Source organism: Enterobacter sp. 03-F-07-AD-ECC (genome assembly GCF_047530935.1).
Lineage (GTDB): Bacteria > Pseudomonadota > Gammaproteobacteria > Enterobacterales > Enterobacteriaceae > Enterobacter > Enterobacter cloacae.
The window spans coordinates 1-25,357 of sequence record NZ_JBLKBZ010000025.1; the positions used below are offsets into that span (position 1 = coordinate 1).

Below are 25,357 nucleotides of genomic sequence, written 5' to 3' on the forward strand. Positions count from 1 at the left end.
CTTTTCTTTCACCCAATGGGTGAAAGCTGAATTTCGAAGGAATGCATATTTATCAAGGCTTTGATTATGCTTTTTGAAGTACTGACGTAGAATCTAGGTCCCCAGTAACGCAGGTGCGATCCCACGCCCAGCGGAGTGACCACGCGTTTCACCTTCGGCAGCAGCGCCGTGATGGTGGCGTAATCCAGGTGATCGTAGTGATCGTGCGAAATGATCAGCAGGTCGATCTCCGGCATGCTGCTCGCCTGCCAGGGATACTCTCCGGCGAAGGCTTTGTTGAGGAATGAAAACGGCGCGGCGTAATTCCCGAGAACGGGGTCGATAAGGATCCGTTTCCCCGCCAGCTGCATATACCAGGAGGAGTGACCGAGCCACACCAGCGTCTCTTGCTCCCGCGGCAGGCTCGCGAGATCGGTTTTCACCAGCGGCAGCGGCTGTGCAGGACGGGCGTTTTCAGTCTTTTTGGTCAGGAACTCCCACATCGCCACCAGCATATTTTTGTCGCCGTTATAGCCTGGTGTGGGTAACGTATTGTGAAATTTGCCGTCGCGATACTGCGGCGAGGCCTCCACTTCCGTGAGCTGCGCACCCTGCGGTGGCTGGCCAAATCCGGCATTCAGAACAAACGGTAAACTCGCGGCTGAAGCAATAATCATGACAAACACCACGCAGATGAAGAGGAACTTTTTCATATCCTGACCCGAAAACGCGCCCCATCCGATGGTTTGCGCGGGCTGAACTTGATTATGAGTGAGTAAGCACTCATTATAGATATGATGATAAAGTCGTCAAGACGTTTTCGATCTTTGACATTCCGCGTTGCAGCGGGTCAAAGCACGTGTTTCAATCAGGGTTTTTACAATTGACAGGAGGAAAAATTTAGTGGCACGTCCGAAGAGTGAAGATAAAAAACAGGCCTTACTGGACGCCGCAACCGCGGCATTTGCGCAGTCAGGTATTGCCGCCTCAACGGCGTTAATTGCCCGTAAAGCGGGCGTCGCCGAAGGCACCCTGTTCCGCTACTTTGCTACCAAAGACGATCTGCTGAATGCCCTCTACCTGCACCTCAAGCAGGACCTCTGTCAGTCAATGCTCTCTAATCTGGATCGCAGCCTTACCACACCGAAAGAGCATACGCGAAACATCTGGAACAGCTATGTGGACTGGGGGATTCGTAACCCCGTGGCGCATGCGGCAATCCGCCAGATAGGCGTGAGTGAAAAGCTGAGTGCCGAAACGGAACTGGCGGTGAAAGAGATGTTCCCGGAGCTGCATGAACTCTGCCGCCGCTCGGTGCGCCAGGTGTTTATGTCCGATGAGTTTAAAACCTTTGGCGATGCGCTTTTCTTATCGCTTGCCGAATCCACAATGGAATTTGCCACCCGCGATCCTTCTCGCGCCGTCGATTTTAAAGCGCTCGGGTTTGAGGTTATGTGGCGCGGGCTTGCCCAGGAAGAGAGCGATGGACAGTAAATCCCTGCAGGAGCACGCCAAACGCGTGGCGCTGGAGCTGCCTTTCACCGAACACTGCTGGCCGTTTGGACCGGAATACGATGTGTTTAAGATAGGCGGAAAAATTTTTATGCTGATGGGCACCGTACATGGACGGCCCCACGTCAGCCTGAAGTCAGACCCGGAAAAATCGCTGTTAAACCAGCAGATTTATCGTGGAGTGGAACCGGGCTATCACCTCAATAAAAAACACTGGATTTCCCTCTACGGTACCGACGACGTTACGCCAGAGCTGGTGACCGATCTCATCAATGACTCGTGGAATCTGGTGGTGGATAAGCTGCCGAAAAAAGACCAGAAGTGGATCAGACCGGTTTGATTGTTCGTCTGAGACGAACAGTATAAGCGCTCGAATCGCACTTATCTTTTTCCGCGTCTCGCTGTAATCTGCTCTCCTTTCGCGCCCGCGTGCGGGCGAATTTCATTACCAGGAGTTGTTATGGATATTATTTCTGTCGCCCTGAAACGCCACTCCACCAAGGCGTTCGACCCCGCTAAAAAACTGACCGCAGACGAAGCGGAAAAGATCAAAACCCTGCTGCAATACAGCCCGTCCAGCACCAACTCCCAGCCGTGGCACTTTATTGTCGCCAGCACCGAGGAAGGTAAAGCTCGCGTGGCGAAATCTGCCGCAGGCACTTACGTCTTCAACGAGCGCAAAATGCTGGACGCTTCTCACGTGGTGGTGTTCTGCGCGAAAACCGCGATGGATGATGCCTGGCTGGAACGCGTGGTGGATCAGGAAGAGGCCGATGGCCGTTTCAACACGCCAGAAGCCAAAGCGGCGAACCATAAAGGTCGTACCTACTTCGCTGACATGCACCGTGTGGATCTGAAAGATGACGACCAGTGGATGGCGAAACAGGTTTATCTGAACGTGGGTAACTTCCTGCTGGGCGTGGCTGCACTGGGCCTGGATGCGGTACCGATTGAAGGCTTCGACGCCGCGATCCTCGACGAAGAGTTCGGCCTGAAAGAGAAAGGTTTCACCAGCCTGGTGGTGGTGCCGGTTGGGCATCACAGCGTGGAAGATTTCAACGCCACGCTGCCAAAATCTCGCCTGCCGCTGAGCACGATTGTGACTGAGTGCTAATACATACGGGCCGCTCGCAGCGGCCCTTTACGCCTTACTGATCACCAATCTGCGGTGCGGATGAACGTCACGATAGTACCCCCACGCAAAGGCGATCCAGCGCTCTTCCAGTTCCGCGTATGAACTTACTGGCGTGAGTCTCCACTCTTCTCCTTCCGTGCCGTCCGCCACGCTAATGCGATAATTCATGGTAAATGCCCAGTCGATCATGCGTAACCAGAACCGTTGACCGTCTCCGGTTTGCTCGCTGTCTGACACTACAATGTCGTATTCGCTTAGCACCCACTGAAAAAACAATTGTGGTAATCCGCTTATCACGCGTTGATGGACAGCGCGGGGCGTACGCCAGACCATAACTTGCGTTGCGGCACCGTGAGGAAAGGTGATCTCTTTATGGAACGCCAGCTTCACGGCATATGCCGTATAAGGTTTGCCTTCGTCGGTAGTGACGAGACGGTATTCATCGCTATAACGCGATTTCAGGAGCCGGTATCCTGCAGGTAGCAAATATCCCGGCAACTGAAAATCCACCGTGCCCCGCGCCAGGAATGCTTCTGTATGTTCGACATTTCGGGAGATAAGCCCGAGTTTTTGACTAAAATCTGCTGACTCAATCATCAGTGGCGACATCGGTGGTTTCTCATCGCGTAAGTATAGTCCACTTTACAACGCATCTAAATGACGCAGATTCAACAGGTTGAACAATGATTAATACAACGTGATCTGCGGATGCTTTACCCCACACACCAACGCATAACGCGTTAAGGTATCCAGACTGGCTCGTGTGATATTTGCTTCCATTCGTGAAACCGTTGGCGCGCTAACCCCCATCCTCTCTGCCACCTGCGCACGCGTCAGTCCGGCCTGGTTTCGCCATTGCGCCAGCATGTCACGCAGACGCGCTTTACGCTCTTCCGCATCAAAAGATGCCTGTACCTCGGAATCACTTAATAACTCTGCTCTTAATTCGTCCCAGTTAATAATCTTCTTGCTCATCTAACATCTCCTGTTGTCTCTTCAGTGCCAGACGGATTTCAGCGGAGGGGGTTTTTTGCGTCTTCTTAATAAAGACCCGCAACAGAAAAATGGTCTTCTCCCGTTGATAGACATAAATTCCGCGACTATGGAGCAGCCCAATTGTTCTTATTTCAAACAAGCCATGTGGCAACGGCTTGCTATCAGGCTCCCTCAATGCGGTTGGATGAGTACGCAATTTATCTAGCTGGCGAATCAACTTCGCCTGTACCACCGCAGGCAATGCGAGGATCTCCTCCCGAACCGCATGATGAACGATAAGTCTGAACATGGTTATTCATCCCTGACGATATTAACATATAAGGCAATTTGCATTAAAGGCTAATTTCACCTTTCGTGATTTACCTTACACGTTTGCGCCAGGATCAACCGAGTCCACGTCGATTCCCTGAATCCTTCTCGCAAAAAACTTACCTGGCCGGGTTACCGGCGTGCCAGATTCGTTCTGCATAGCGCCCAATCACCGCCAGCGACGCCGCGAGGAGCAGGAAGAACACCACTTTGTTCATGCCGTCCCAGAAGTATTCGAAATAGCGGGTGTAGAGGTTAATGCCGAGGAAGGTCAGACCAAAACCGCGCAGCATGCCGTCGTCGGTTTTAAGGCTGATGTAAATGCAGAGCACCGCCGCCACGGCGAACAGCAGCGCCCACGGCAGCAGCGAAGCCTGCGTAACGCCATACCAGTTGTCGATATCGTAGTTGCCGAAAATCGACATGATCCACAGGGCGACAAACAGATACGTGAGCCCCATCGCTTTGCTGGTCGTGTATAGATGGCGCGCCTGCAGCCTTCCGCGCAGCAGCCAGCACAGTGCCAGCAGCGCACCGCCGAAGAAGATAAAGCGTACCGGGTAGTTCATTCCCAGCCAGTAGGCGCCCCAGCCGGACATATAGCCCGTCTCCGCACCAAACCAGTTACCGAGTGAGAGCAGGAAAAACAGCCACACCAGGCCAGAGCGACCAAAGAAGCCCACCAGCCCGTAAACCGCACATCCCGCCAGGAACAGCGGTGCGATATGGCCGCTGCCGTTATCCAGACGCTCCCCAAGTTGCCAGAGCGCGATGGCGGTAAAGAGCACGCCGAGAAAAAGCATGGCTTCAGTGCTGTAATGCCACTGGGTTTCCCGACGCTGTCGGCTGAAGCCCCACAGATAAAACAGCACGGCAACCAGCGCAGGCAGCCCGATGCGGGCGATGGAGGAGAAAGAGAAGAATGCAATAATGCGCGCCATCAGTTCACTGTCGGAGAACAGGCTGCCGATAGCGATGATCACGCAGGCCAGCGCCGTCCAGAAGGCATAGCGGCTGAGCCGCTGCCAGTCCATGGTGACGCGTGTCAAGGTGCCCGCCAGACGCTGATGCTCGTCAGCGCTTAATGTACCTTCCTGCTGCCACTCGTTGAGCGCGCGGCGCAAAAGCCGCTCCTGTTTTCGGGTTACCTTCATTTTGCCTGCTCCGCCAGCCATTCCATCGCCCGCTCCCCCGCGTCATCCACCGGCAGATAGACCAGCAGCCGCGATCCATTACGCGGTGCAGAGTACCAGTACATCTGCTGCAGGGTAAACTCGCCCAGCTCAGGATGGGTAAACAGCTTGAGCTGGTTCTCCACTCCGCGCACGTCGTTGCGCTGATGCCACAGGGTTTTAAATTCTTCAGACACCGCAAAGAAACGCGCCAGTTTCGCTTCCCACAGCGGATCGCCCCGGTGCTCGGCCATCGCCGCGCGGAAATAGGAGACAAAGATCGGCAGCACGTCGTCACGCTTGCCAAGCCGCGCACGCCATGCGGGATGGGTGAGGAAAAGATAAATACAGTTGCGATCTTCCGGCGGGATCGCATTGAAATCGACGCCCATTAAGTGCCCGAAGCTGTCGTTCCACGCCACGATATCGAAGTTGGGTTTCTGGATGCTGGCGGGTTTCGGCATGAGGGTATCAAGCAAGCGACGCGTGCCCTCGCTGATCCCCTCGCAGCCCGTCGCCTGTGGCGCTTCACCCGGCGGCAATCCGGCCAGCACAAAAAGGTGGCGCGTCTCGGTCGGGGTGCATTGCAGCGCTTTTGCCACTGCCGCCATCACGGTGCTGGAGGGATTAACATCTCTGCCCTGCTCCAGCCACGTGTACCAGGTCACGCCCACGTCAGCCAGCAAAGCCACCTCTTCACGGCGCAGCCCCGGCGTGCGGCGGCGGCCGCTGCGCGGCAATCCAAGACGCTGTGGATCAAGGCTCTCACGCCGGGCGCGTAAAAATGCCCCCAGCTGTTTTCGCGTGTCGTCCTTGAGTGAGACAACAGGTTCAGACATCAGCGCCATAACTCCCCCTGCATGGTAGTGCCAGTACCAGTATAAGCAAGAACTGGTACCCGTTTATCAGATCGTTGATGCTACGACCATCTGTTGAATGACGCAATGGAGTTACCATGAATACGTCAGTTGTTTCACCGGGTCGCGCAGGCCTGATATTGCTGTTAACCGGCCAGATGCTGCCGCTGATTGATACCTCGATCACCAACGTAGCGCTGGACGCTATCACCCACTCCTTGCACGCCACCGCCACCGAACTGGAGCTGATTGTCGCGCTCTACGGCGTGGCCTTCGCCGTCTGCCTTGCCCTTGGCAGCAAGCTCGGGGATAACCTCGGGCGCCGTCGTCTGTTTATGTGGGGCGTGGCAAGTTTTGGCCTGGCGTCGCTGCTGTGCGGAATGGCGGGAACCATTGAGCAACTGCTTGCCGCGCGCATCATTCAGGGCGCAGGAGCGGCGCTGATCGTGCCGCAAATCCTCGCCACGCTGCACGTGACGCTAAAAGGCACGGCCCATGCGAAAGCGATCAGCCTGTTTGGCGGTATCGGCGGCATTGCGTTTATCGTCGGGCAGATGGGCGGCGGCTGGCTGGTGTCGGCGGATATCGCCGGGCTGGGCTGGCGTAACGCCTTCTTTATCAACGTGCCCATCTGTCTGGTGGTTCTGGGGCTGAGCCGTCGCTATGTGCCGGAAACCCGTCGCGAAACCCCGTCGCGCATTGACTGGACGGGCACCGTCCTGCTGGCCATCATTCTCTGCTGCCTGCTGTTTCCGATGGCCCTCGGCCCGCAGTGGCACTGGTCCTGGCCGCTGAAGGCCGCACTGATGGCGATTATCCCGCTGGGGTATTTGATGGTCTTAAATGCCCGTAAAAAAGAGCGTGAGGATGCCCATCCGCTGATCCCGCCGCGTCTGATGCAGCTTCGCAGCATCCGCTTTGGCGTGCTGATTGCGCTGCTCTTTTTCAGCGTCTGGTCCGGGTTTATGTTCTGTATGGCGCTGACCATGCAAACCGGTCTGGGAATGGCACCGTGGCAGTCGGGGAACAGTTTTATCGCCCTGGGGGTGACCTACTTTATATCGGCATGGTTTGCCCCGCGTCTGATTGCCCGCTACAGCACCAGCTCGATTCTGCTGACCGGGCTGGCGATTCAGATTATCGGCCTGCTGGCGCTGATTGCCACCTTCCGTCTCTGGGGCATGGACAACACGGCGCTGACGCTGGCACCGGCAACCGGGCTGGTTGGCTATGGGCAGGCGCTGATCGTCAACAGCTTCTACCGCATCGGGATGCGCGACATTCAGCCAGACGATGCCGGGGCGGCCAGCGCGATTTTAAGTACGCTGCAGCAGGCCGCCCTGGGGCTTGGCCCGGCGATTTTTGGTGCGATCCTGCTACACGCGCTGCAAAACCACCACGGCGATTACACCCAGGCGATTAACGTCTTCCTCGCCGTGGAAACCGGCATGATGATCGTGCTGGGGCTGGCAACGTTACGTATGCGCCATCGTCTGTGCCTGCCGGTTGTGAAAACCTGCCACGCCACCAAATAAGCCGCGAATTTGCATAATAGATCCGCAGCCGCCATTATGGGGCTGCATCAATACAGGAGACGTTATGCAGGAATTAATTGCTCAGGTTGAAGAGTTAGGGATTGAAATTAATCACACCACCTCGTTAGTGATTATCTTTGGTATTATTTTTCTTACCGCCATCATTGTTCATTTTATTTTGCACAAAGTGGTGCTCCGCGCTTTTGAGAAACGCGCGCAGGCCAGCAGCCATTTGTGGTTGCAGATCATTACGCAGAACAAGTTATTTCACCGCCTGGCGTTTACCCTTCAGGGGATAATCGTCAACGTTCAGGCGGTACTGTGGCTGCAAAAAGGCAGCGAAGCAGCGGAAATGCTCACCACCTGCGCGAAGCTGTGGGTGATGGTGTATGCCCTGCTCTCTTTCTTCTCGCTGCTGGACGTGATTTTTAATCTGTCGCAGAAAATGGCGACCGCCTCACAGCTGCCGCTGAAGGGGATCTTCCAGGGTATCAAGCTGGTGAGCGCCATTCTGGTGGGGATCTTAATTATCTCCCTGCTGATCGGCCAGTCACCCGCCATTCTGATAAGCGGCCTGGGGGCCATGGCAGCGGTACTAATGCTGGTGTTTAAAGACCCTATTCTGGGGCTGGTCGCCGGTATTCAGCTCTCCGCTAACGATATGCTCAAGCTCGGCGACTGGCTGGAGATGCCGAAATACGGCGCTAACGGCACGGTGACGGACATTGGTCTCACCACGGTTAAAGTCCGCAACTTCGATAACACCATCACCACCATTCCGACGTGGGCGCTGGTCTCCGACGCGTTCATCAACTGGAGCGGCATGTCTGCCTCCGGCGGGCGACGCATTAAGCGCAGCCTGAATATCGACACCACCAGCATTCACTTCCTCGACGAGCAGGAGCAGCAGAAGCTGATTCAGGCGAAACTGCTGAAGCCTTATCTGGCCGCGCGACATGAGGAAATAAACCTGTGGAATCAGCAAAACGGTGAAGGGGAATCGGTATTAAACCTGCGCAAGATGACCAATATCGGCACCTTCCGCGCCTATCTGAATGAATATCTGCGTAACCACCCGCGTATTCGTAAAGATATGACGCTGATGGTGCGCCAGCTGGCGCCTGACGCAAATGGTCTGCCGATTGAAATATATGCCTTCACCAACACGGTGGTCTGGGCGGAATATGAAGAGATTCAGGCTGACATCTTCGACCATATTTTTGCCGTGGTGGATGAATTTGGTCTGCGTATTCATCAGTCCCCCACCGGGAACGATATTCGCTCCCTGGCGGGCGGCATCGCACAATAATCAGGTACTGGCGCGGGAAATAAAGCGCCAGTCCAGCATCACCCTCTCCGTGGGCGCATCCGGGTTATCGATTTTATTCAACAGCAGATCGACTGCCTTGCGCCCGATATCCCGCGAAGGCTGTTCAATGGTGGTCAGCGAGATCATCTCCGCCAGCTCCGTACCGTCAAACCCTACCACCGCGATATCCTCCGGCACACGCAGCCCCACCTGCTGTATGGCACGCAGCGCCCCTGCCGCAAGGGTATCGGACACGGCAAATACCGCGTCCGGCGGGTTGTCCTTCAGCAGATTTTGCATCGCCGCCATGCCCGCGCTGGAGCTGAGATCGCGGGCATATTCCACCACCTGATAATCCAGATCCCGCAGGTGGAGCACGCTTTTGTAACCGCGTTCGCGCAGGCGGGCATATTTGTAGCTGAGATCGTGATTGATCATCGCGATACGTTTGCGTCCGCCGTCGGCAAGCTGGCTGATGGCATGCTGTGACGCGTCCACATCATTGATGCCCACGCAGGAGACCGTTCCGGCATCGGCGTATTCGGCGCACTGCACCCACGGCGCGGAGCCGATCAGGGCGGCAAGTTCAGGCAATTTTGAGAAGGCATCCATGGTGATAATGCCGTCGACGATTTTGCCCGACAGCAGGCTTAACCCCGAGCGGGAGCGTTCGATATCAGACCCGGAATTGCACAGCAAAATACGGTAGCCGTTCTTCTCGGCTTCCTCTTCAATGCCCTTCACCACTTCGGCACAGAACGGGTTGGCGATATTCGAGACCATCACCAGGATCATATAGCTGCGCGCGGTGCGCAGCTGGCGTGCCAGCAGGTTGGGCTGGTAATTGCTCTCTTTGATGGCCTGCAGGACGCGCTCGCGGTTTTTCGCCTTCACGGTATCGCTGTTGTTAAGCACGCGCGAGACCGTTGCCACGGACACTCCGGCAAGCTGAGCGATTTTCTGAATTGACATAGCGACGGCACTTCCTGCGGTTAACGTTTTATGCAGGCTACCATAAATTCGTTGCCCGGCGAACCGGGCAACGCGTTACGCTTGCACACGAACCCAGCGCTGCTGCTGATGGCTTTTCACAATGGCATCAATGATATACATCACGTTCGCCCCGTCGTGGAACGTCGCAAACGCCGGCCGTTCGGGCATCACGCCGACCTGCACGGCACGGTAAAACTGCGCCATCATGTTTTTAAACGCATCGGGCCAGCCTTCGATGTGTCCGCCGGGGAAGTGAGCGCTGTCGGCCACATCGTGGTTCATCAGACCCGGATCGTCACTGAGCGTCTGATTGGCCTGTGCACGATGGCCAATCCACAGCTGTTGCGGCACCTCCTGATCCCATGCCACCGACCGTTCGCTGCCGTTGATTTCAAACGTCAGACGGTTTTTGCGCCCGGCGCTCACCTGCGAAACGCTAAAGCAGCCTTTGCTGCCGTCGTCAAAGCGGAACAGGACTGAGCCAACGTCTTCGGTGGTGACCCGCTTGTCTTCATACTGCGCGTTTTCGTCATGAGTGAAGGTGTGATTGCCTGCCACGTTTGCCTTGCGCGTCGGCCAGACGATGGATAAATCGGCCATCACCTCGATGATGCGACGCCCGGTAACAAACTGCACCGTGTCACACCAGTGCGAACCGATATCCGCCACCGCGCGCGACGCACCGCCCAGGGCCGCATCCACCCGCCAGTTGTAGTCCGTTTCCAGCAGCATCCAGTCCTGCAGATAGCTGCCGTGCGCGGCGAAGATCCGACCGATGCTACCCGCCCTCATCATGCTTGCGGCCTGGCGCACCATGGCAAACTGGCGATAGACAAAGCTGACGCCGTGAATCACCCCTGCCTGCTCCGCCAGCGCTACCAGCTCACGCGCTTCGTCCGGGGTCATGCACAGCGGCTTCTCGGAGAATACGTGCTTTCCCGCGCGCAGGATCTGGCGGTTAATCTCCGCGTGCAGATGGTTTGGCGTGCAGTTGTGCACCACGTGTAAATCCGGATGTGCAAGCAACGCTTCCACGCTGTCGAAGGCGTGCGGCACGTTAAGCTGACGCGCTTTTGCCTGCGCCTCGGCAAACGTACCGTCGCAGAGCGCCACCACCTGCACAAACCCGAGACGCCGAAGCGCCTCGATATGCGCCGGGCCGATAAACCCGCTGCCGATAATGCCGACGTTAATCATCGTTACCCCCTGCGGCAAAATCATCAAACGCGCGCCCGGAGACCGGAATGATGTGGCGGCGGATAAACTCGCTGCCTTCCCTCGCGCCGGTATCACCATCCTTCAGGCAGCACTCCCACTCCAGCACCGCCCAGCCGTCGTAGTCGTACTGGGTCAGCTTGCTGAAGATGCCGTTGAAGTCGATCTGCCCGTCCCCCAGTGAGCGGAACCGCCCGGCCCGGTTGAGCCACGGCTGGTAGCCACCGTAGACGCCGCTGCGCCCGTTGGGGCGAAACTCGGCATCCTTCACGTGAAACGCTTTAATACGCGCATGGTAGATGTCGATAAAGGTCAGGTAGTCCATCTGCTGGAGCAGCATATGGCTTGGGTCGTAGAGAATGTTGCAGCGCGGGTGGTTATCAACAAGCGCCAGAAAACGCTCAAAGGTCACTCCATCGTGCAGATCTTCCCCCGGATGCAGCTCAAAGCAGACGTTCACGCCCTGCTCGTCAAAGGCGTCCAGAATCGGGCGCCAGCGGGTTGCCAGTTCCTGGAACGCCGCCTGAAAACGCTGCTCATTGTGCGGCGGCCACGGGTAGAAAAACGGCCATGCCAGCGAGCCGGAGAAGGTGGCGTGCACCTTCAGGCCTAATCTCGCCGAGGCCACAGCGGCCTGTTTCAGTTTTTCTGTGGCCCATGCCTGCCGGGCGGCGTCATTGCCGCGTACGGCTGCAGGGGCGAAGTGGTCAAACGCGTCACTGTACACCGGGTTTACCGCCACAAGCTGGCCTTCCAGATGGGTCGACAGCTCGCTGATCACCAGCCCGTGCTCCGACAGCGTGCCGGTGATGTCATCACAATAGGTCTGGCTTTCAGCCGCTTTCTGCACATCAAAAATAGCCGGATGGTTACAGGGGATCTGCACCGCCTTATAGCCCATCGCTGCCGCCCAGCCCGCCAGCCCGTCGAGCGTGTTGAACGGTGCATTCACACCAATAAATTGCGACAGAAAAATACCCGGTCCCTTAATCGTTCTCATACCACCTCCAGAACATTACGCCTTGTCATCGTCATACTTAAACGTGAGAAGGAAAATCAGCGCGATCGCCGCGGCAGCCACCGCCGGGATCCACCAGAACGTGACCCACGCCTGCGGAACGGCCTGCCCGGCCACCAGGCGGTTATAGAGCGCGCCGGATATCTGCGAGCCAAGCAGCATGCCGATGCCGTAGGTGAACATCACGATCATGCTCTGCGCCTGACCTTTAACCTTTTCGCCTGCGACCCGGTCGGTATAGATAAAGCCGACGACAAAGAAGAAATCGTAGCAGACGCCGTGCAACAGAATGCCGAGATAGAGCAGGATGCGCCCCTCTTCACTCACGCCCAGCGCAAACATGGCGTAGCGCACAAACCACGCCAGCATGCCGATCAGCAGCATGATTTTCACGCCCAGACGGCGGAACAGCAGCGGAATGACCAGCATGAAGAAGATCTCAGACATCTGCCCGAACGACATGGCGGTACTGACATCCGCAATACCCGCATCCGCCAGATACGAGGCAGTGTAGGCGTAGTAGGTCCCCAGCGGGACGGAGATCAGCATCGCGCAGACGGAAAAGACGAAAAAGTGGCGGGTTTTAAGCAGCGCAAAGGCATCCGCGCAGAAGAGATCGCGAACCTGCACCGGCAGCCCTTTCGCGGGAGCAGGCGTGTGCGGTAGCGTCAGGCTGTAGAGAGCCAGCAGCACGGAGCTGACTGCCGCCACCTGGAAGATGGTGACGCTTGCCGCCACGCCGGTGACGCCGATGAAAATGCCCGCCACAATCCAGCCGATAGTGCCAAACACGCGCACCACCGGGAAGGTTTTATCCACGTTCGCCAGGCTGTGAAAGGCGATATTGTTGGTCAGCGCCAGCGTCGGCATATAGCAGAGCGTATAACCAAACAGCAGACCGATCAGCAGCGCACCGTTTTCAGCAATCAGCGCGCCCGGCACGAACCAGAGGATTGCTGCCCCGGCCAGATGCATCACCGCCATCACCTTTTGCGAAGCGAAGAAGCGATCCACCAGCATGCCGAGCACAAACGGCGACAAAATAGAGGCGATAGGCCCGGCGGAGAACGCATCGCCAATCAGCAACGACATGTTGTGCTGGGTCATCACCAGACCCAGCGTGACCGACCAGCTTCCCCAGATAAAAAACTGCAGAAACATCATCAGCGACAGACGCGGCACCAGCAGCCGGTGCGGTGCTATCGCTTTTCCACTACTTTCAGTTGTTGACACCATGATAAGCCTCACCCTCAAAAGTAATCGATTACAAAACAGTTCAAACAAAAAAGTAATCGATTACAAAATAAAGATCCTGTGGATCGTAGAAGATTTGGGAGGGGGGTCACGATAAAGAGGCTTGCCTGATAAACAGATGTGTTCTGATTGGAATTATAGCCAATAGGCTATAAAATAAGATGATAGCGCTGGCGGACTTTGAGTATCACAGACATCTGGCGAATAAGGAGGCCATATGGCAACGCTAAAAGAACTTATGGCACAACAGAGCGCGGAAAGTCAGGAGCGCATTGCGGCGAAAGTTGAAGTGATGCGCAGAATTGTTGCGCTGAACCAACTGCGGGAAGAGCTCAATATTTCGCAGACAGAACTGGCCGCGGCAATGGGGGTAAAACAACCCACGGTGGCGAAAATCGAACAGCCGGGAAACGACCCCCGACTTTCAACGCTCAAACGCTATGTGAGTGCGCTTGGAGGGGAGCTAAGCATCGATGTAACGTTACCAAACGGGAAACGGATAGCGTTTGAGATTTAATAGTGCAACATGTAGGCCCGGTAAGCGCAGCGCCACCGGGCGTGAAGGCAGGTGCGGTCTGGTTTGATGCGGTCTGTTGCCCTCACCCCGGCCCTCTCCCACAGGGAGAGGGAGAAAAACGGGCTACTTTTTGCGTGAGAGCTTAAACGCGATAAACAGGAACACCACCCACACCGGCAGCAGCATCGCGGACAGACGCATGTCCTCAATGGTGCACATCAGCACCAGGATCATCGCCAGGAATGCAATACAGATGTAGTTGCCTGCCGGATAGAGCAGCGCCTTAAACTGCGTCTCACGCCCCTTGCGGCGCATCGCGGCGCGAAAACGCAGGTGCGCCAGGCAGATCATGATCCAGTTCAGTAGCAGCGTGGCGACAACCAGCGCCATCAACAGACCAAAGGCGGATTTCGGCAGCAGGTAGTTGATCAGCACCACCAGCGACGTAATGGCCCCGGAAAGCAGCAGAGAGTTGACCGGCACGCCGCGGCGGCTGACGCGGGTGAGGAATTTCGGGGCGTTCCCCTGCACCGAAAGGCCAAACAGCATGCGGCTGTTGGAGTACACCCCGCTGTTATAGACCGACAGCGACGCTACCAGAATGACGAAGTTCAGCGCCGAGGCCACCACGTTGCTGTTCAGATCGTGGAAAATCATCACAAACGGACTGCTGTCGGACTTCACTTCCACCCACGGGTAGAGCGCCAGCAGTACCACCAGCGAGCCGATGTAGAACAGCAGAATACGGTACACCACCTGGTTAACCGCTTTTGGAATGCTTTTATGCGGATCGCGCGCTTCGGCCGCGGTGATCCCAATCAGCTCCAGCCCGCCGAACGAGAACATAATCACCGCCAGCGACAGGATCAGCCCCTTCCAGCCCGTCGCCAGGAAGCCGCCGTGCTGCCAGAGGTTGTCGAGAGTGGCCCGCTCGCCGCCGTGGCCTGAGAACAGCAGCCACAGGCCAAAGCCGATCATGCCGATAATCGCCAGCACCTTGATCAGCGCGAACCAGAACTCGGTTTCACCATACAGGCGCACGTTCACGAGGTTAACGGCGTTGATGATAATAAAGAAGGCCGCAGCCCAGACCCACGTTGGCACCTCGGGCAGCCAGTACTGCATATAGATGCCTGCGGCGGTCAGTTCGGCCATTCCCACCAGCACAAACATCACCCAGTAGTTCCAGCCGGAGAGGAAGCCTGCGAACGGGCCCCAGTATTTATAGGCAAAGTGAGCGAACGAGCCTGACACCGGCTCTTCGACGACCATCTCGCCGAGCTGGCGCATGATCAGGAAGGCGATAACCCCGGCGATACCGTAGCCCAGCAGGACCGCCGGGCCAGCCATCTGAATGGCGGGGCCGATACCCAGGAACAGCCCGGTACCGATCGCGCCGCCAAGGGCAATTAACTGAATATGTCGATTTTGCAAACCACGTTGCAGCGTCGGGTTCTGTTCCGACGAAGCTTCAGCGCTACCGTTGCCTGAAGCGGATGACGCGTCTTTCACGTCCTACCCCTGTCTCTTTTTTAGAAGGGGCACGTTTTAACACTTCATGCTGGTGGTAGCAAGTTTAACGCCGGGCCACTGCGTGCACCCGGCGGATAAACGTCACGAACCGATGATCCCACCGTCCGCTTTGATGATCACCACCGTCGACGAACGCGGACGTCCGTTCGGGTTCGCGTCTGGCCAGTTGGAAACAGCACGCGGATTGGCCGGGTCGGTAATATCATCCCCGCCCTCTCCCGGATGCTGAATGTTAATAAACAGCGTGCGGTTGTCCGGCGTAAACGCAATCCCGGTGATTTCACACCCGCGTGGGCCGGTCAGGAAACGGCGATACTCATTGGTGCCCGGAATGGTAGCCACCATCTGGTTATTGCCCATCCCTTCGTACGCTTTCTTATTAATGGTGCTGGAAGAGACATCGGTCTGGATCCACAGCACGCCCTGGTGATCGAACGACAGGCCATCCGGGCTGCCGAATGCTGCCCCCTGCATGGAGCCTTTGGCCTTCGGATCGTCGCTGTCGGTACGCCCGGCCATCACCAGAATATCCCACTTAAAGCGAGCGGCGGCCGGATCGGCTCCCTCTTCGTGCCAGTGCATAATATGACCAAACACGTTGTTGGCTCGCGGGTTGGCGGCATCGACCGGCGCCTTACCCTCTTTACCGCGATCGCTGTTGTTGGTGAGCGTACAGTAGACGCTGCCGCTGGCGTGCGGATCGACCGCAATCCACTCTGGACGATCCATTTTCGTTGCCCCCACCACGTCGGCCGCCAGACGGGTTTTAATCAGCAGATCGCCCTGGCTTTCGAAACCGTTGCTTTTATCCAGGCCATTCTGCCCGAAGATCAGCGGCAGCCAGTCGCCGCTCCCCTCCTCGTTGAACCGGGCAACGTACAGCGTGCCGGACGTCAGCAGCTGCATATTGGCTTCACGGTTGGCAGGATCGTATTTTTTGTCCGAGACGAATTTATAGATGTACTCAAACTTCTGGTCGTCCCCCATATAGACCACCACGCGGTTATCGGCGGCGAGCGTGACGGCGGCGCCTTCATGCTTGAAGCGGCCCAGAGCGGTGTGCTTGCGCGGCGTGGAGCTGGGATCGTAAGGATCAATCTCCACCACCCAGCCGAAACGGTTGGGTTCGTTAGGGGTTTTATCGACGCTGAAGCGGTCATCCACCTCGTTCCAGCGGTAGGATTCATCGCTGTCGCTGATGCCGTAGCGTTTTTCCAGCGGATTAAGATCGGCTTTTTTGACAAAAATATCCGACCAGTTCTCCTCGCAGGTGAGATAGGTGCCCCACGGCGTATGGCCGTTGGCGCAGTTTTGCATGGTGCCCAGCACGCGTTCCCCCTGCGGGTCAGCGGCGGTTTTCATTAAGTCCTGATGCCGCGCCGGGCCGGTAAGCTGCATCGGCGTATTGACGGTAATGCGGCGGGCATACGAAGACGGGCGAACTACCTGCCAGTCGCTGCCCGATTTTTTCACTTCCACCACCGACACGCCCATCGCGTTCTGCCCCTTGCGGGCCTTGTCGAGATTCCAGTTGGCCGTGCCGTCGGTAAACAGCATCCCGTTATCGATGTACTCATGATTCAGCGCCAGCAGGCCATGTTCCGGGTTTTGTTTCCCTTGCGGCAGGCTAAACCACGCCATCCCGTCGTGGTGCATGCCCGCCTGCACGGCCTGTTCGTCGGTGGTGTTGCTGGCATCCTGTTTAAACGTCGGCATGTTGTTCTTGATCCCCGTCGGGTCACCCCAGCGATAAAACGGACGGGCGATATAGCCTTCCGGCACCCTGACCGTATCTTCCGTGGATACGTCGATGCTGGTAAAGCCCAGGGAAACCGCTTTTGCCAGTGCAGATGGCTTTGATACTGCGGCAATGGCGCTTTCAGGTTTGATCAGAAAAGGGAATGAAGCGGCAGCACCCGCCACGGCGCCCATCTGTAAAAAACGGCGGCGGGAGAGGAATACCTCCGCAACCTCGGAGAATACCGGGTTAGCGCTGCGGTTAGTGATATCGTCGCGATGTTCTTTTTTAAATACAGATTTGAGGGGTCTGCCCATAGCGGCTTCCTGTCATTGGCCAAGAGGTAAAGGTCTGGAGGCCAGTGTAAGAAGCTTTTATTACAATTTTATAACAAGGTACGGAAGGATGGGGCATCCCTGCCCCGGATAACGAGGTGGAACGCTTAGAACTCGTAGCCAACCGAGACCTTAAAGGTACGCGGTTCGCCCTGCGTGATGTAGGTGCCGGAATCGTCAACGCTGGACCAGTAGTTTTCGTTGGTCACGTTGTCGATGCCCGCGCGCACCGTCATCTGGTTTTCATTGTGGTTCACCGCGAAGCGATAGCGCATGCCCAGATCCAGCGTGGTATAGCTGTCGAGCTTTTTGCTGTTCGCAAGGTCGGCGTACTGCGTGCCGGAGTGGTTGACGCGGGCGGTAGCCGTCAGGCCCTCAATCGGTTTGATGTCGTACTCTGCGCCCAGCACGGCGTAGAAGTTCGGGACACCAATGGCATCGTTGCCCTGATTCACGCCGTTTTTGGTTTTGGTCAGCTCGGCCTGCAACCAGGTGGCGCTGGCGTTCAGACGCATCCCGAGCATTGGCTCGCCGAAGACGTTCAGCTCTACGCCACGGTTACGCTGCTCAGCGTCCAGGCCGTAGTGACCGCTGTCGTCAAGGATCGCCGACGGCATTTTGATCTCAAACAGCGCCAGGGAGCCGCCCACACGACCAAAGTCCGCCTTCACGCCCACTTCATTCTGCTTAGAGTGAACGATACCGGTGCTCTGGCCGTAGTTGGTGGCCGTGTTGGGCGCGGTTTTACCCGGCTGCAGCGCTTCGGTGTGGTTGGCGTAAAGCGAAATTTCCTCCCACGGTTTATAAACCACACCGTAGGTTGGCATCCAGCGGCTGCCGTCAAAACCGTCCGCGTCGTTTTCCGCACCGGTAATTTTGTTGTACCCGCGGATGACCACTTTCTGATGACGTGCACCAGCGGTAAACAGCAGCTTGTCATCCAGCACGCCCAGGGTATCACTCAGCAGCCAGCCCTGAGTGCGGGTGCGCCCGCTGGTCAGCGGATCGCTGTATTTGCCGCCAGAGCCGTTGAAATTGGAGCTGTCCGGCATCGCGACGCCGGTGTTGTGGTAAATGTTGGTGGTTGGGTTATCCGCCGTCGCCGACATTTTCCAGGCGATTTTTTCGTTTTTGGTCATCGCGGAATACCCCACGTTGACCTTGTGCGAGACAAAGCCGGTAGTGAAGTGACCGCGTATCCCCGCCATACCGCTGACGGAATCGCTGATACGGTTGGTATCAAGACGGCTGACCGTGGCCTTACCGCTCTTGTCCACCAGCTTCGGCGCGCTGTAGATCCCCTCTTCGTGCGCGTGCTGCGCGCCGAGGCCGGTATAGGCCGTCCAGTTGTCAGTGATGTCGTACTCGCTGCGCCACATCCCGAACTCGTTTTCAATGTCGCTGTAGGCCCATTTCTGCGAGAAGTTACGATCGTTTTTCGGCGGCTCAGGCACAAAGTCCACGGCGGAAATGTTGACGCTGGTCGGGCTGCCGTGGAAGGTTTTCTTCTGATAGCCCAGATCCAGCGAGGTGCGGAAATTGTCGCCTTTGTAATCCAGACCGGTGGAGAGCAGCGTGGTGCGGCGGCGGTCGTTCGGCACGCCGGTTTCCCCTTCCCGGTGAACCAGGTTCACGCGCGCGCCGAACTGGTCGTTGTCGCCAAAGCGTCGGCCTGCATCGAGCGTGGTGCCAATCTGTGAGTCGGAGGTGTAGTCCACGCCCACTTTCGCCTGCGGGACGTCGCCCGCATGTTTTGGCTCAAGGTTAATCATCCCGCCCACGCCGGAGCTTGCCGCGCCGTTCATCAGCGAGTTTGCCCCTTTGAAAATTTCAATGCGATCGACCATCTGGGCATCCACCACCTGACGCGGCAGCACGCCGGACAGGCCGCCAAAGGTCATGTCATCGCCGTCAAACTTCAGGCCACGAATACGGAAGGTTTCGGCGCTGTTACCGTAACCCTGAACAAACTGCACGCCCGCATCGTTGGCAACCACATCAGCAATGGTTTTCGCCTGCTGATCTTCCACCAGCTTCGAGGTGTAGCTGATGATATTAAACGGCACGTCCATGGCATTCTGCTGGCCGAGCATCCCCAGACGGCCGCCGTTTGCCACCTGTCCATCCAGGAAGGCGGGTACCAGCTGGTCGCCGCCGGGAGTGAAATCAGGCCCGGTGGCAGACTGGACGACCATGGTGTCTTCTGGCTTTGCCTCTGCCGCCAGGGCAGCGTGGGTCACTGCGCCAACTGCGAGCGCCAGCAGTGTTTTATGCATTCTGGTGTTGTTCATAATGGACTCATTAAATGTGCGCGCAAAAATGGCCCGTTGTCGGGCCTTAGAAAAGCTTATGTGTAATGCAAATGAGAACTATACGCATTATATCTGCGTTAGCAAGTGTAACCGCGCGTTTCGGCCTGAGGACAGGGGGTTAAATGAAGCCGGGGAAGAGAGAGATGTTACAGAGGGAAAGCGTGACGCACAGCCACCCCGGATCCGGGATGGCTGCAGGACATTATTTTTTCTTGTAAATATCGGCCGTGCCGTGAATTTTGTTGTTGGTATTACCTGACGTGAGCACCAGTACGTCGGCACCTTCTTTATCTGCTTTTTCAATCAATTCTTTCTTTGCATCATCAATAGAGACTTCATTTGAAGTGCTTACCGTACCGATTTTTTCATACTGCGATTCGACTTTCTCGAATTCATTTTTCGTCAGCAGTTCAGCCGCAAAGGTATTGGTGGTAAACAGAAACGCCGTTCCCAGCAAAATAGCAGTCGTCTTTTTCATAACCTTTTTTCCTTGAGATTAATCAGCAACTACGAAAAACCTCACACATGATGGTGAGGTTTTATGAGCATGGTAGAGAATCTCAGGAAATGCCACACGTTAAGGAAAATTCTTTTATAACAACCCATTGGATTAAATTACTAACGAACATTAAGAATATTCAAAAACGCGCGCCGTACCAGCAATATCAATACGCACCGCCGCCCCCGGGTGCCATCCAGGCTGACTGACGGTTTTCAGGGTAATCGGCTCCGTTTGTCCGGCTAACGCCAGCGTCAGCGTGGAGAGCTGGCCGGTGAAATCCACGTCAACAATCGATACCGGGCTTTCGTGCGCCGCGCATGCCGTCACATGCAGTTGCTCAGGGCGCAACATCACTCTGCCCTGCCCCGTCGCCTGGGCGTTATCCGTGGGCACCTCGCCCAGCGCGCAGAGCGCATAGCCGCTGGCGAGCTGAGCAGGCAGGATCACCGCATCCCCCAGGAACAGCGCCGTCTCTTCATCCACGGGCTGGCTATAGACCTGATAAGGCGTGCCGACCTGAGTGAAACGTCCGGATCGCATGACCGCCACCTGCGTGGCAAAGGACAACGCTTCGTTTTGATCGTGGGTAACCAGGATCGAGGCCACGCCCGCTTCCGCCAGCAGGTCAGCCGTGGCCTTACGCGTCATGGCGCGCAGGCCGGTATCCAGCGCCGAGAAGGGTTCATCCAGCAGCATCAGGGAAGGACGCTGCGCCAGCGCGCGGGCAAGCGCCACGCGCTGCTGCTGGCCGCCGGAAATCTCATGCGGCCAGTGCGTGGCGAGTTGTCTGTCAAGCGAGACCATCTCCATCAGTGCTTCCACGCGCTGGCGCTTCTCGTGGCGGGTACCGTCTAATCCCCAGGCAATGTTGTCTGCCACATTAAGATGCGGGAAGAGCGCCCCCTCCTGAGGAACAAAGCCAATTTTACGCAGATGCGCGGGAATAAAGTTGTTCTGATCGAACAGGGTTCGGCCCTGCATCACGATCCGTCCGCTATCCGGCGTTTCGAACCCGGCAAGGATACGCAGCAGCGTGGTTTTACCCGACCCTGACGGCCCGACAATCGCCGTCCGGCTTCCCGGCGCGACGCTCAGGTTTAAGCTGTCGAGCACCTGCGCATCGGAAAACGATTTAGAAATGGACGTTAATTCAAGCATCTCATAGCCCTGCAATTTTTTTGGACTGCATATAAAGAATGGCGGTCAGCGGAAGTGAAATCAAAATCATCAGCATGGCGTAAGGCGCAGCGGCAACATAATCGATCTCGCTGGTCAGCGCCCAGAAACCGGTGGACAGCGTGCGCGTTCCCAGCGGGGAGAGCAGCAGCGTCGCCGTCAGTTCGTTACTGACGCCAAGGAAGACCAGCGCCGCCCCTGCCGCCGCACCGGGCGCGGCCAATCGCATGGTGACGCTCCACAATGCCTTCGCGGGCGTGCTGCCCAGACTGCGCGCCACATTTTCGAGCTCCACCGGCGCCTGGGCAATCCCGGCCCGCAGGTTAATGAGCGCACGGGGCATAAACATCAGCAGATAAGCCAGGAACAGCGTAATTTCGGTCTGATAAATCGGACGTGCATAGTGAATGGTGACCGTGACCAGCGCGAGGGCGGTGACGATCCCCGGCAGAGAGCTGGTGATGTAAATGCACCCTTCCAGCATCCGGAAGATGCGGTGCGGATAACGGATACCGAGCCAGGCGATGGGAATGACACAGGCGGTGGTCAGCAGCGCGCCGCCCACGCCGAGCATCAGCGTCTGGCGCAGCGAGTGCCAGAGATCGGCGCTCATCCAGTTCTGTACGCCGCCAAGCCATATCCAGCGACACAGCACAATGAGCGGTACGCCCAGCGCCAGCACAATCAGCACGAGGAAAAACAGCTGGCCCAACACCGCTGCAACAGGCTTTAGCGGCCAGCGCGTCTGTTCACGTGCCGCCCCTGCGGCGATGCGCGCATAACGGGCTTTCCCGCGGGTGACCCCTTCCAGCAGCAAGATGGCCAGACAGCATAGCGCCAGCACACCCGCCAGCATGTTTGCCGCCGGGCCACTGAATGTCGACTGGAACTGGTCGTAAATGGCGGTGGTGAAGGTATCAAAGCGGATCATCACGTACAGGCCATATTCCGCCAGCAGATGCAGGGCCACCAGCAGCGCGCCGCCGCAAATCGCGAGCTTAAGCTGCGGTAACACCACGCGAAAAAAGACCCGCCACGGCGGCGTGCCGAGCGAAGCGGCAACATCTTCAAGCGTTGGATCCAGACGACGCAGCACCGCCGCCACGGGCATATAGATAAACGGGTAGTAGGCTAGCACGGAGAGAAACACGCCCGCAGAAAGCCCATGCATGGAAGGCACCACACTCACCCAGGCGTAGCTTTGCACGAACGCGGGGATGGCCAACGGGGCCACCGCCAGCGCAGACCAGATCCCCCGCCCGGCCAGCAGAGTACGTTCCGTCAGCCAGGCTATCGCCACGCCGGTGACGATACAGAGTGGCACCGCTAAGGCCGTCAGCCACAGCGTGTTGCTGAGCAGCTCAGCGACACGCGGGCGAAACACCAACGCCTTAATGGTTTCCCAGCCCGTCTCAATGCCTATGGCAATGATAAAGCCCAAAGGCAGAAGCGCCATTAATGAAAACAGGACAGCTAACGCAACCATCGGCAGCGCAGGACGCCTGCGGGCAGGCTCCCGCACTCTGTTTTTGCCGATGTCGAGACTCAGACCAGACATAGGACGTTCACTTTACTCTCAGGATCACAGCAGGCCAGCTTGCGTCATCAGCTCGATGACTTTTTTACTGTTAAGCGTGGAAGGTTCCACTTTCGGTGCATCCAGATCGTTCAGCGGCACCAGTTTCGGGTTAGAGGCCGCGTTCACGCCCACCGCATATTCAAAGGCGTTATTGGTGCGCAGGCTCTCCTGCCCTTCTTTGCCGGTGATGTATTTAATGAAGGCCTGTGCCTGCGCTTTGTGTTTGCTGGACGCCAGCACGCCGCCGCCGGAGAGGCTAACAAAGGCGCCCGGATCCTGGTGTTTGAAGTAGTAGAGCTTAGTGTTTTTGCTGTTTTCACCCGTTTTGGACTGATCGACAAAACGGTAGTAGTGATAAATCACCCCGCCATCAATCTGACCGGCGTTAACGGCTTTCATAACGGTGCTGTTCCCTTTATAGGCAACGAAATTGGCTTTCATCGCTTTGAGCCACTCAAGGGTGGCCTGCTCGCCTTTCAGGGCCAGCATTGCGCTGACGATCGCCTGGAAATCGGCTCCTGACGGAGAGGCAGCCCAGCGGCCTTTCCACTCGGGTTTAGCCAGATCCATCAGCGATTTTGGCAGCTGCTGCTCGCTCAGTTTTTCCGGGTTATAGACAAACACCGTGCTGCGAGCGGCAATCCCGATCCAGCGACCGTGTGCCGGACGATACTCCACCGGTACCTGCTTTAATGTCTCTGCATCTAATGGCGCAAACAGTTTGGCGTTATCAACCAGCACCATTGACGGCGAGTTTTCAGTTAAAAATACATCCGCAGGCGATGCGCTGCCTTCCTGCACCAGCTGGTTGCCCAGCTCGCTGTCATCACCATTACGCAGCGTGACCTTAATACCCGTTTCTTTGGTAAAACCGTCTACCCACGACTTCACCAGATTTTCATGCTGCGCGTTATAAACAACGATACCTTCGTTGTTATCAGCAGCAAACGATTGAGTTGAAAGGAAAAGTGATGAAGACAACAGGGCAAGCGAGAAGCATGACAGCAGGCGAGAATTCATGAACATATCCTTAATAGACCAACGTGATAAACAACAAAGGGCTGTGTGGGACAGGATTAAAGCATACAACAACGCTAATGATAATTACTATCAATCGAGTTTAGACGTAAAAGTGTAAAATTTGTTTTTAGCAGATTTTAGAATGATAAAAACCCAAGTTTTAATGCGAGATAATTTTTAGATTAAGAAAACCTTAAGTCTGCCAACAATGAAATTCATTAGCCTTCTATTTATTCTGACGCGAAGATAAATGTGTTATTCATGCCCGCGGCATATATAAAAAAAGCCCCGATGCTTCGGGGCTTTTTATGCTTATCCGGAGGCAGCCAAATTTATAAGGCCACTATTTTAAAAAGCATCATACAGACGCGTGAGGGGCGTACATCGGATAGGTGAAGAACAATAAATGCACGCAGTTCAGCCCAAAATGGAAGAACGTTGCAACCCAGAGCCTGCCGCTCCACATCCACGCCAGGCCGTAAATAATACCGGAGAGGCTGGCAAAAATAATCAGCAGTAAACCGCCGCTATAATGCATTAGCCCAAAAATGAGTGAGGCAATCAACAGTGCTACAACAGGATGCACAACCCGGGACAAGCGCTGCTGTAGATAGCCTCTGAACAAGGCTTCCTCGGCCAAAGAGACGAAGAAAATATTCGCAAGGGCAAATTGAGCAAACCATTCTGGCGCATGCGGCTCAATTCTCAGCCCGCCCAACGCAACAGCCAGAAGTAACAGCGCGGGTATCGCCAATACCAATATTCCCCAGCCGACCTTGCCAGCTTTATAAAGGGGTTTTGCTACGAATAACGTTGGCATGCACGTAATTAAAAAGAACGGCACCACTGCCTTGTCCATATTAAAGTACATACTGAACGGCATGCTTTGCGGACCAACAACGACAGCGTCCAGTACTTGGGGGTTATGGAAGCCAGGGATCGCATGTAAAACCAGGGCAACGGCGATGACCACGCACAGGCCCTCGACCAGATAAGTATATTTATTATTTTTATTACGTAGCCATTCAACAACAGACCAGCCAATAACGATTAATGCAATCACCAGCAGCGCCGGGGCATCAAGAATGCTCTGTTTCCAGCCGAGAAATGCCGTTAACCCCAGCATCAGGTAAGCCAGGCTTTTATTCAGGGAAAGTGCGGCAAGCGAAGTTGCGAGTAGATACCACATAAATGTCCTTCATGATTGGCATGTACAACAGTGAAATGAATGTCGTGCCGGAGGCATCCCACGGGGAAGCCATAAATAGGGTGCCGACTACCGGAATCGAACGGATGACCTACGGATTACACGTCAGTTGCTCTACCTACTGAGCTAAGTCGGCGTTGGTCCGCCACCGGAG

The 25,357-nt window shown here is 56.3% G+C and carries 24 protein-coding genes; 6 read left to right on the forward strand and 18 right to left on the reverse strand.

The features are described from left to right. Positions 1-8: 8 nt before the first annotated feature. On the reverse strand, positions 9-692 hold the full coding sequence (locus ACMWKA_RS22350) for an MBL fold metallo-hydrolase (protein WP_414760614.1): 684 nt from the start codon (positions 690-692) through the stop codon (positions 9-11). 190 nt (positions 693-882) lie between these two features. On the opposite strand from ACMWKA_RS22350, the gene ACMWKA_RS22355 reads away from it, so the two are divergent. The 3 genes from ACMWKA_RS22355 to nfsB all read left to right on the forward strand — a co-directional run bounded on the left by ACMWKA_RS22355 (position 883) and on the right by nfsB (position 2,605). Beyond that, positions 883-1,473 (forward strand): TetR/AcrR family transcriptional regulator, encoded by a 591-nt coding sequence (locus tag ACMWKA_RS22355; protein WP_013097680.1) that lies wholly within the window; start codon positions 883-885, stop codon positions 1,471-1,473. Beyond that, positions 1,463-1,831: an MmcQ/YjbR family DNA-binding protein gene (locus ACMWKA_RS22360; RefSeq protein ID WP_013097681.1), complete on the forward strand. Its 369-nt coding sequence runs from the start codon at positions 1,463-1,465 to the stop codon at positions 1,829-1,831. Before ACMWKA_RS22355 ends, ACMWKA_RS22360 begins: the two co-directional genes overlap by 11 nt. Positions 1,832-1,951: 120 nt before the next feature. Beyond that, on the forward strand, positions 1,952-2,605 hold the full coding sequence (nfsB, locus tag ACMWKA_RS22365) for an oxygen-insensitive NAD(P)H nitroreductase (protein WP_013097682.1): 654 nt from the start codon (positions 1,952-1,954) through the stop codon (positions 2,603-2,605). A 27-nt stretch (positions 2,606-2,632) separates the two neighbouring features. Here the strand turns inward: nfsB and ACMWKA_RS22370 are convergent, their stop codons facing one another. From ACMWKA_RS22370 to ACMWKA_RS22390, 5 genes are all read right to left on the reverse strand, one after another. Then, positions 2,633-3,235: a hypothetical protein gene (locus ACMWKA_RS22370; protein WP_414760615.1), complete on the reverse strand. Its 603-nt coding sequence runs from the start codon at positions 3,233-3,235 to the stop codon at positions 2,633-2,635. Between the two features lie 78 nt (positions 3,236-3,313). Beyond that, positions 3,314-3,601: a helix-turn-helix domain-containing protein gene (locus ACMWKA_RS22375; RefSeq protein ID WP_013097683.1), complete on the reverse strand. Its 288-nt coding sequence runs from the start codon at positions 3,599-3,601 to the stop codon at positions 3,314-3,316. Further along, positions 3,582-3,911, reverse strand: a complete 330-nt coding sequence (locus ACMWKA_RS22380) for a type II toxin-antitoxin system RelE/ParE family toxin (RefSeq protein ID WP_044158813.1) — start codon at positions 3,909-3,911, stop codon at positions 3,582-3,584. The genes ACMWKA_RS22375 and ACMWKA_RS22380 overlap by 20 nt, the downstream gene beginning before the upstream one ends. Positions 3,912-4,050: 139 nt before the next feature. After that, on the reverse strand, positions 4,051-5,085 hold the full coding sequence (locus tag ACMWKA_RS22385; RefSeq protein ID WP_214452873.1) for a DUF2157 domain-containing protein: 1,035 nt from the start codon (positions 5,083-5,085) through the stop codon (positions 4,051-4,053). Beyond that, positions 5,082-5,951 (reverse strand): helix-turn-helix transcriptional regulator, encoded by an 870-nt coding sequence (locus ACMWKA_RS22390; protein WP_013097685.1) that lies wholly within the window; start codon positions 5,949-5,951, stop codon positions 5,082-5,084. Before ACMWKA_RS22390 ends, ACMWKA_RS22385 begins: the two co-directional genes overlap by 4 nt. A 107-nt stretch (positions 5,952-6,058) precedes the next feature. Between ACMWKA_RS22390 and ACMWKA_RS22395 the strand changes: the two genes are divergently transcribed. Both ACMWKA_RS22395 and ACMWKA_RS22400 read left to right on the forward strand, forming a co-directional pair. Further along, a complete protein-coding gene (locus ACMWKA_RS22395) occupies positions 6,059-7,495 on the forward strand; it encodes an MFS transporter (protein ID WP_129253500.1) in 1,437 nt (478 codons plus the stop codon). Between the two features lie 64 nt (positions 7,496-7,559). Continuing rightward, positions 7,560-8,804, forward strand: a complete 1,245-nt coding sequence (locus ACMWKA_RS22400) for a mechanosensitive ion channel family protein (protein WP_020689363.1) — start codon at positions 7,560-7,562, stop codon at positions 8,802-8,804. Here ACMWKA_RS22400 and ACMWKA_RS22405 read toward each other — a convergent pair whose 3' ends face one another. From ACMWKA_RS22405 to ACMWKA_RS22420, 4 genes are all read right to left on the reverse strand, one after another. Next, positions 8,805-9,776, reverse strand: coding sequence for a LacI family DNA-binding transcriptional regulator (locus tag ACMWKA_RS22405; RefSeq protein ID WP_414760616.1), 972 nt, complete (start codon positions 9,774-9,776; stop codon positions 8,805-8,807). A gap of 75 nt (positions 9,777-9,851) precedes the next feature. Beyond that, on the reverse strand, positions 9,852-10,994 hold the full coding sequence (locus tag ACMWKA_RS22410; protein WP_130626547.1) for a Gfo/Idh/MocA family protein: 1,143 nt from the start codon (positions 10,992-10,994) through the stop codon (positions 9,852-9,854). Further along, entirely contained in the window at positions 10,987-12,012 is a 1,026-nt protein-coding gene (locus ACMWKA_RS22415; RefSeq protein ID WP_414760617.1) for a sugar phosphate isomerase/epimerase family protein, read from the reverse strand. The genes ACMWKA_RS22410 and ACMWKA_RS22415 overlap by 8 nt, the downstream gene beginning before the upstream one ends. A 15-nt stretch (positions 12,013-12,027) precedes the next feature. Then, positions 12,028-13,266, reverse strand: a complete 1,239-nt coding sequence (locus ACMWKA_RS22420) for an MFS transporter (protein ID WP_029882613.1) — start codon at positions 13,264-13,266, stop codon at positions 12,028-12,030. A gap of 235 nt (positions 13,267-13,501) precedes the next feature. On the opposite strand from ACMWKA_RS22420, the gene ACMWKA_RS22425 reads away from it, so the two are divergent. After that, positions 13,502-13,801, forward strand: coding sequence for a helix-turn-helix domain-containing protein (locus ACMWKA_RS22425; RefSeq protein ID WP_013097693.1), 300 nt, complete (start codon positions 13,502-13,504; stop codon positions 13,799-13,801). 123 nt (positions 13,802-13,924) lie between these two features. On the opposite strand, the gene pheP is transcribed toward ACMWKA_RS22425, so the two are convergent. From pheP to ACMWKA_RS22465, 8 genes are all read right to left on the reverse strand, one after another. Next, positions 13,925-15,313 (reverse strand): phenylalanine transporter, encoded by a 1,389-nt coding sequence (pheP, locus tag ACMWKA_RS22430; RefSeq protein ID WP_414760618.1) that lies wholly within the window; start codon positions 15,311-15,313, stop codon positions 13,925-13,927. Between the two features lie 102 nt (positions 15,314-15,415). Further along, a complete protein-coding gene (locus ACMWKA_RS22435) occupies positions 15,416-17,389 on the reverse strand; it encodes a PhoX family protein (RefSeq protein WP_414760619.1) in 1,974 nt (657 codons plus the stop codon). A 125-nt stretch (positions 17,390-17,514) separates the two neighbouring features. Next, positions 17,515-19,698 carry a TonB-dependent receptor gene (locus tag ACMWKA_RS22440; protein WP_029882617.1) on the reverse strand — a complete coding sequence of 728 codons (2,184 nt, stop codon included), beginning with the start codon at positions 19,696-19,698 and terminating at the stop codon, positions 17,515-17,517. A 223-nt stretch (positions 19,699-19,921) separates the two neighbouring features. Next, on the reverse strand, positions 19,922-20,197 hold the full coding sequence (gene yahO, locus ACMWKA_RS22445; RefSeq protein ID WP_013097697.1) for a DUF1471 family periplasmic protein YahO: 276 nt from the start codon (positions 20,195-20,197) through the stop codon (positions 19,922-19,924). A gap of 150 nt (positions 20,198-20,347) precedes the next feature. Then, positions 20,348-21,379 carry an ABC transporter ATP-binding protein gene (locus ACMWKA_RS22450; protein WP_040021458.1) on the reverse strand — a complete coding sequence of 344 codons (1,032 nt, stop codon included), beginning with the start codon at positions 21,377-21,379 and terminating at the stop codon, positions 20,348-20,350. Between the two features lies 1 nt (position 21,380). Further along, entirely contained in the window at positions 21,381-22,955 is a 1,575-nt protein-coding gene (locus tag ACMWKA_RS22455) for an ABC transporter permease (RefSeq protein ID WP_414760620.1), read from the reverse strand. 24 nt (positions 22,956-22,979) lie between these two features. Continuing rightward, a complete protein-coding gene (locus ACMWKA_RS22460; protein WP_335261385.1) occupies positions 22,980-23,996 on the reverse strand; it encodes an iron ABC transporter substrate-binding protein in 1,017 nt (338 codons plus the stop codon). A 358-nt stretch (positions 23,997-24,354) separates the two neighbouring features. Beyond that, a complete protein-coding gene (locus tag ACMWKA_RS22465; RefSeq protein WP_094085173.1) occupies positions 24,355-25,185 on the reverse strand; it encodes a CPBP family intramembrane glutamic endopeptidase in 831 nt (276 codons plus the stop codon). Positions 25,186-25,357 lie beyond the last annotated feature (172 nt).

What these genes read in the sequence shown, in the direction of transcription:
- ACMWKA_RS22350 (WP_414760614.1), bottom strand. Translation starts at nt 692, where the DNA reads ATGAAAAAGTTCCTCTTCATCTGCGTGGTGTTTGTCATGATTATTGCT.
- ACMWKA_RS22360 (WP_013097681.1), top strand. Translation starts at nt 1,463, where the DNA reads ATGGACAGTAAATCCCTGCAGGAGCACGCCAAACGCGTGGCGCTGGAG.
- nfsB (WP_013097682.1), top strand. Translation starts at nt 1,952, where the DNA reads ATGGATATTATTTCTGTCGCCCTGAAACGCCACTCCACCAAGGCGTTC.
- ACMWKA_RS22370 (WP_414760615.1), bottom strand. Translation starts at nt 3,235, where the DNA reads ATGTCGCCACTGATGATTGAGTCAGCAGATTTTAGTCAAAAACTCGGG.
- ACMWKA_RS22375 (WP_013097683.1), bottom strand. Translation starts at nt 3,601, where the DNA reads ATGAGCAAGAAGATTATTAACTGGGACGAATTAAGAGCAGAGTTATTA.
- ACMWKA_RS22380 (WP_044158813.1), bottom strand. Translation starts at nt 3,911, where the DNA reads ATGTTCAGACTTATCGTTCATCATGCGGTTCGGGAGGAGATCCTCGCA.
- ACMWKA_RS22385 (WP_214452873.1), bottom strand. Translation starts at nt 5,085, where the DNA reads ATGAAGGTAACCCGAAAACAGGAGCGGCTTTTGCGCCGCGCGCTCAAC.
- ACMWKA_RS22390 (WP_013097685.1), bottom strand. Translation starts at nt 5,951, where the DNA reads ATGGCGCTGATGTCTGAACCTGTTGTCTCACTCAAGGACGACACGCGA.
- ACMWKA_RS22395 (WP_129253500.1), top strand. Translation starts at nt 6,059, where the DNA reads ATGAATACGTCAGTTGTTTCACCGGGTCGCGCAGGCCTGATATTGCTG.
- ACMWKA_RS22400 (WP_020689363.1), top strand. Translation starts at nt 7,560, where the DNA reads ATGCAGGAATTAATTGCTCAGGTTGAAGAGTTAGGGATTGAAATTAAT.
- ACMWKA_RS22405 (WP_414760616.1), bottom strand. Translation starts at nt 9,776, where the DNA reads ATGTCAATTCAGAAAATCGCTCAGCTTGCCGGAGTGTCCGTGGCAACG.
- ACMWKA_RS22410 (WP_130626547.1), bottom strand. Translation starts at nt 10,994, where the DNA reads ATGATTAACGTCGGCATTATCGGCAGCGGGTTTATCGGCCCGGCGCAT.
- ACMWKA_RS22415 (WP_414760617.1), bottom strand. Translation starts at nt 12,012, where the DNA reads ATGAGAACGATTAAGGGACCGGGTATTTTTCTGTCGCAATTTATTGGT.
- ACMWKA_RS22420 (WP_029882613.1), bottom strand. Translation starts at nt 13,266, where the DNA reads ATGGTGTCAACAACTGAAAGTAGTGGAAAAGCGATAGCACCGCACCGG.
- ACMWKA_RS22425 (WP_013097693.1), top strand. Translation starts at nt 13,502, where the DNA reads ATGGCAACGCTAAAAGAACTTATGGCACAACAGAGCGCGGAAAGTCAG.
- ACMWKA_RS22435 (WP_414760619.1), bottom strand. Translation starts at nt 17,389, where the DNA reads ATGGGCAGACCCCTCAAATCTGTATTTAAAAAAGAACATCGCGACGAT.
- ACMWKA_RS22440 (WP_029882617.1), bottom strand. Translation starts at nt 19,698, where the DNA reads ATGAACAACACCAGAATGCATAAAACACTGCTGGCGCTCGCAGTTGGC.
- yahO (WP_013097697.1), bottom strand. Translation starts at nt 20,197, where the DNA reads ATGAAAAAGACGACTGCTATTTTGCTGGGAACGGCGTTTCTGTTTACC.
- ACMWKA_RS22450 (WP_040021458.1), bottom strand. Translation starts at nt 21,379, where the DNA reads ATGCTTGAATTAACGTCCATTTCTAAATCGTTTTCCGATGCGCAGGTG.
- ACMWKA_RS22455 (WP_414760620.1), bottom strand. Translation starts at nt 22,955, where the DNA reads ATGTCTGGTCTGAGTCTCGACATCGGCAAAAACAGAGTGCGGGAGCCT.
- ACMWKA_RS22460 (WP_335261385.1), bottom strand. Translation starts at nt 23,996, where the DNA reads ATGAATTCTCGCCTGCTGTCATGCTTCTCGCTTGCCCTGTTGTCTTCA.
- ACMWKA_RS22465 (WP_094085173.1), bottom strand. Translation starts at nt 25,185, where the DNA reads ATGTGGTATCTACTCGCAACTTCGCTTGCCGCACTTTCCCTGAATAAA.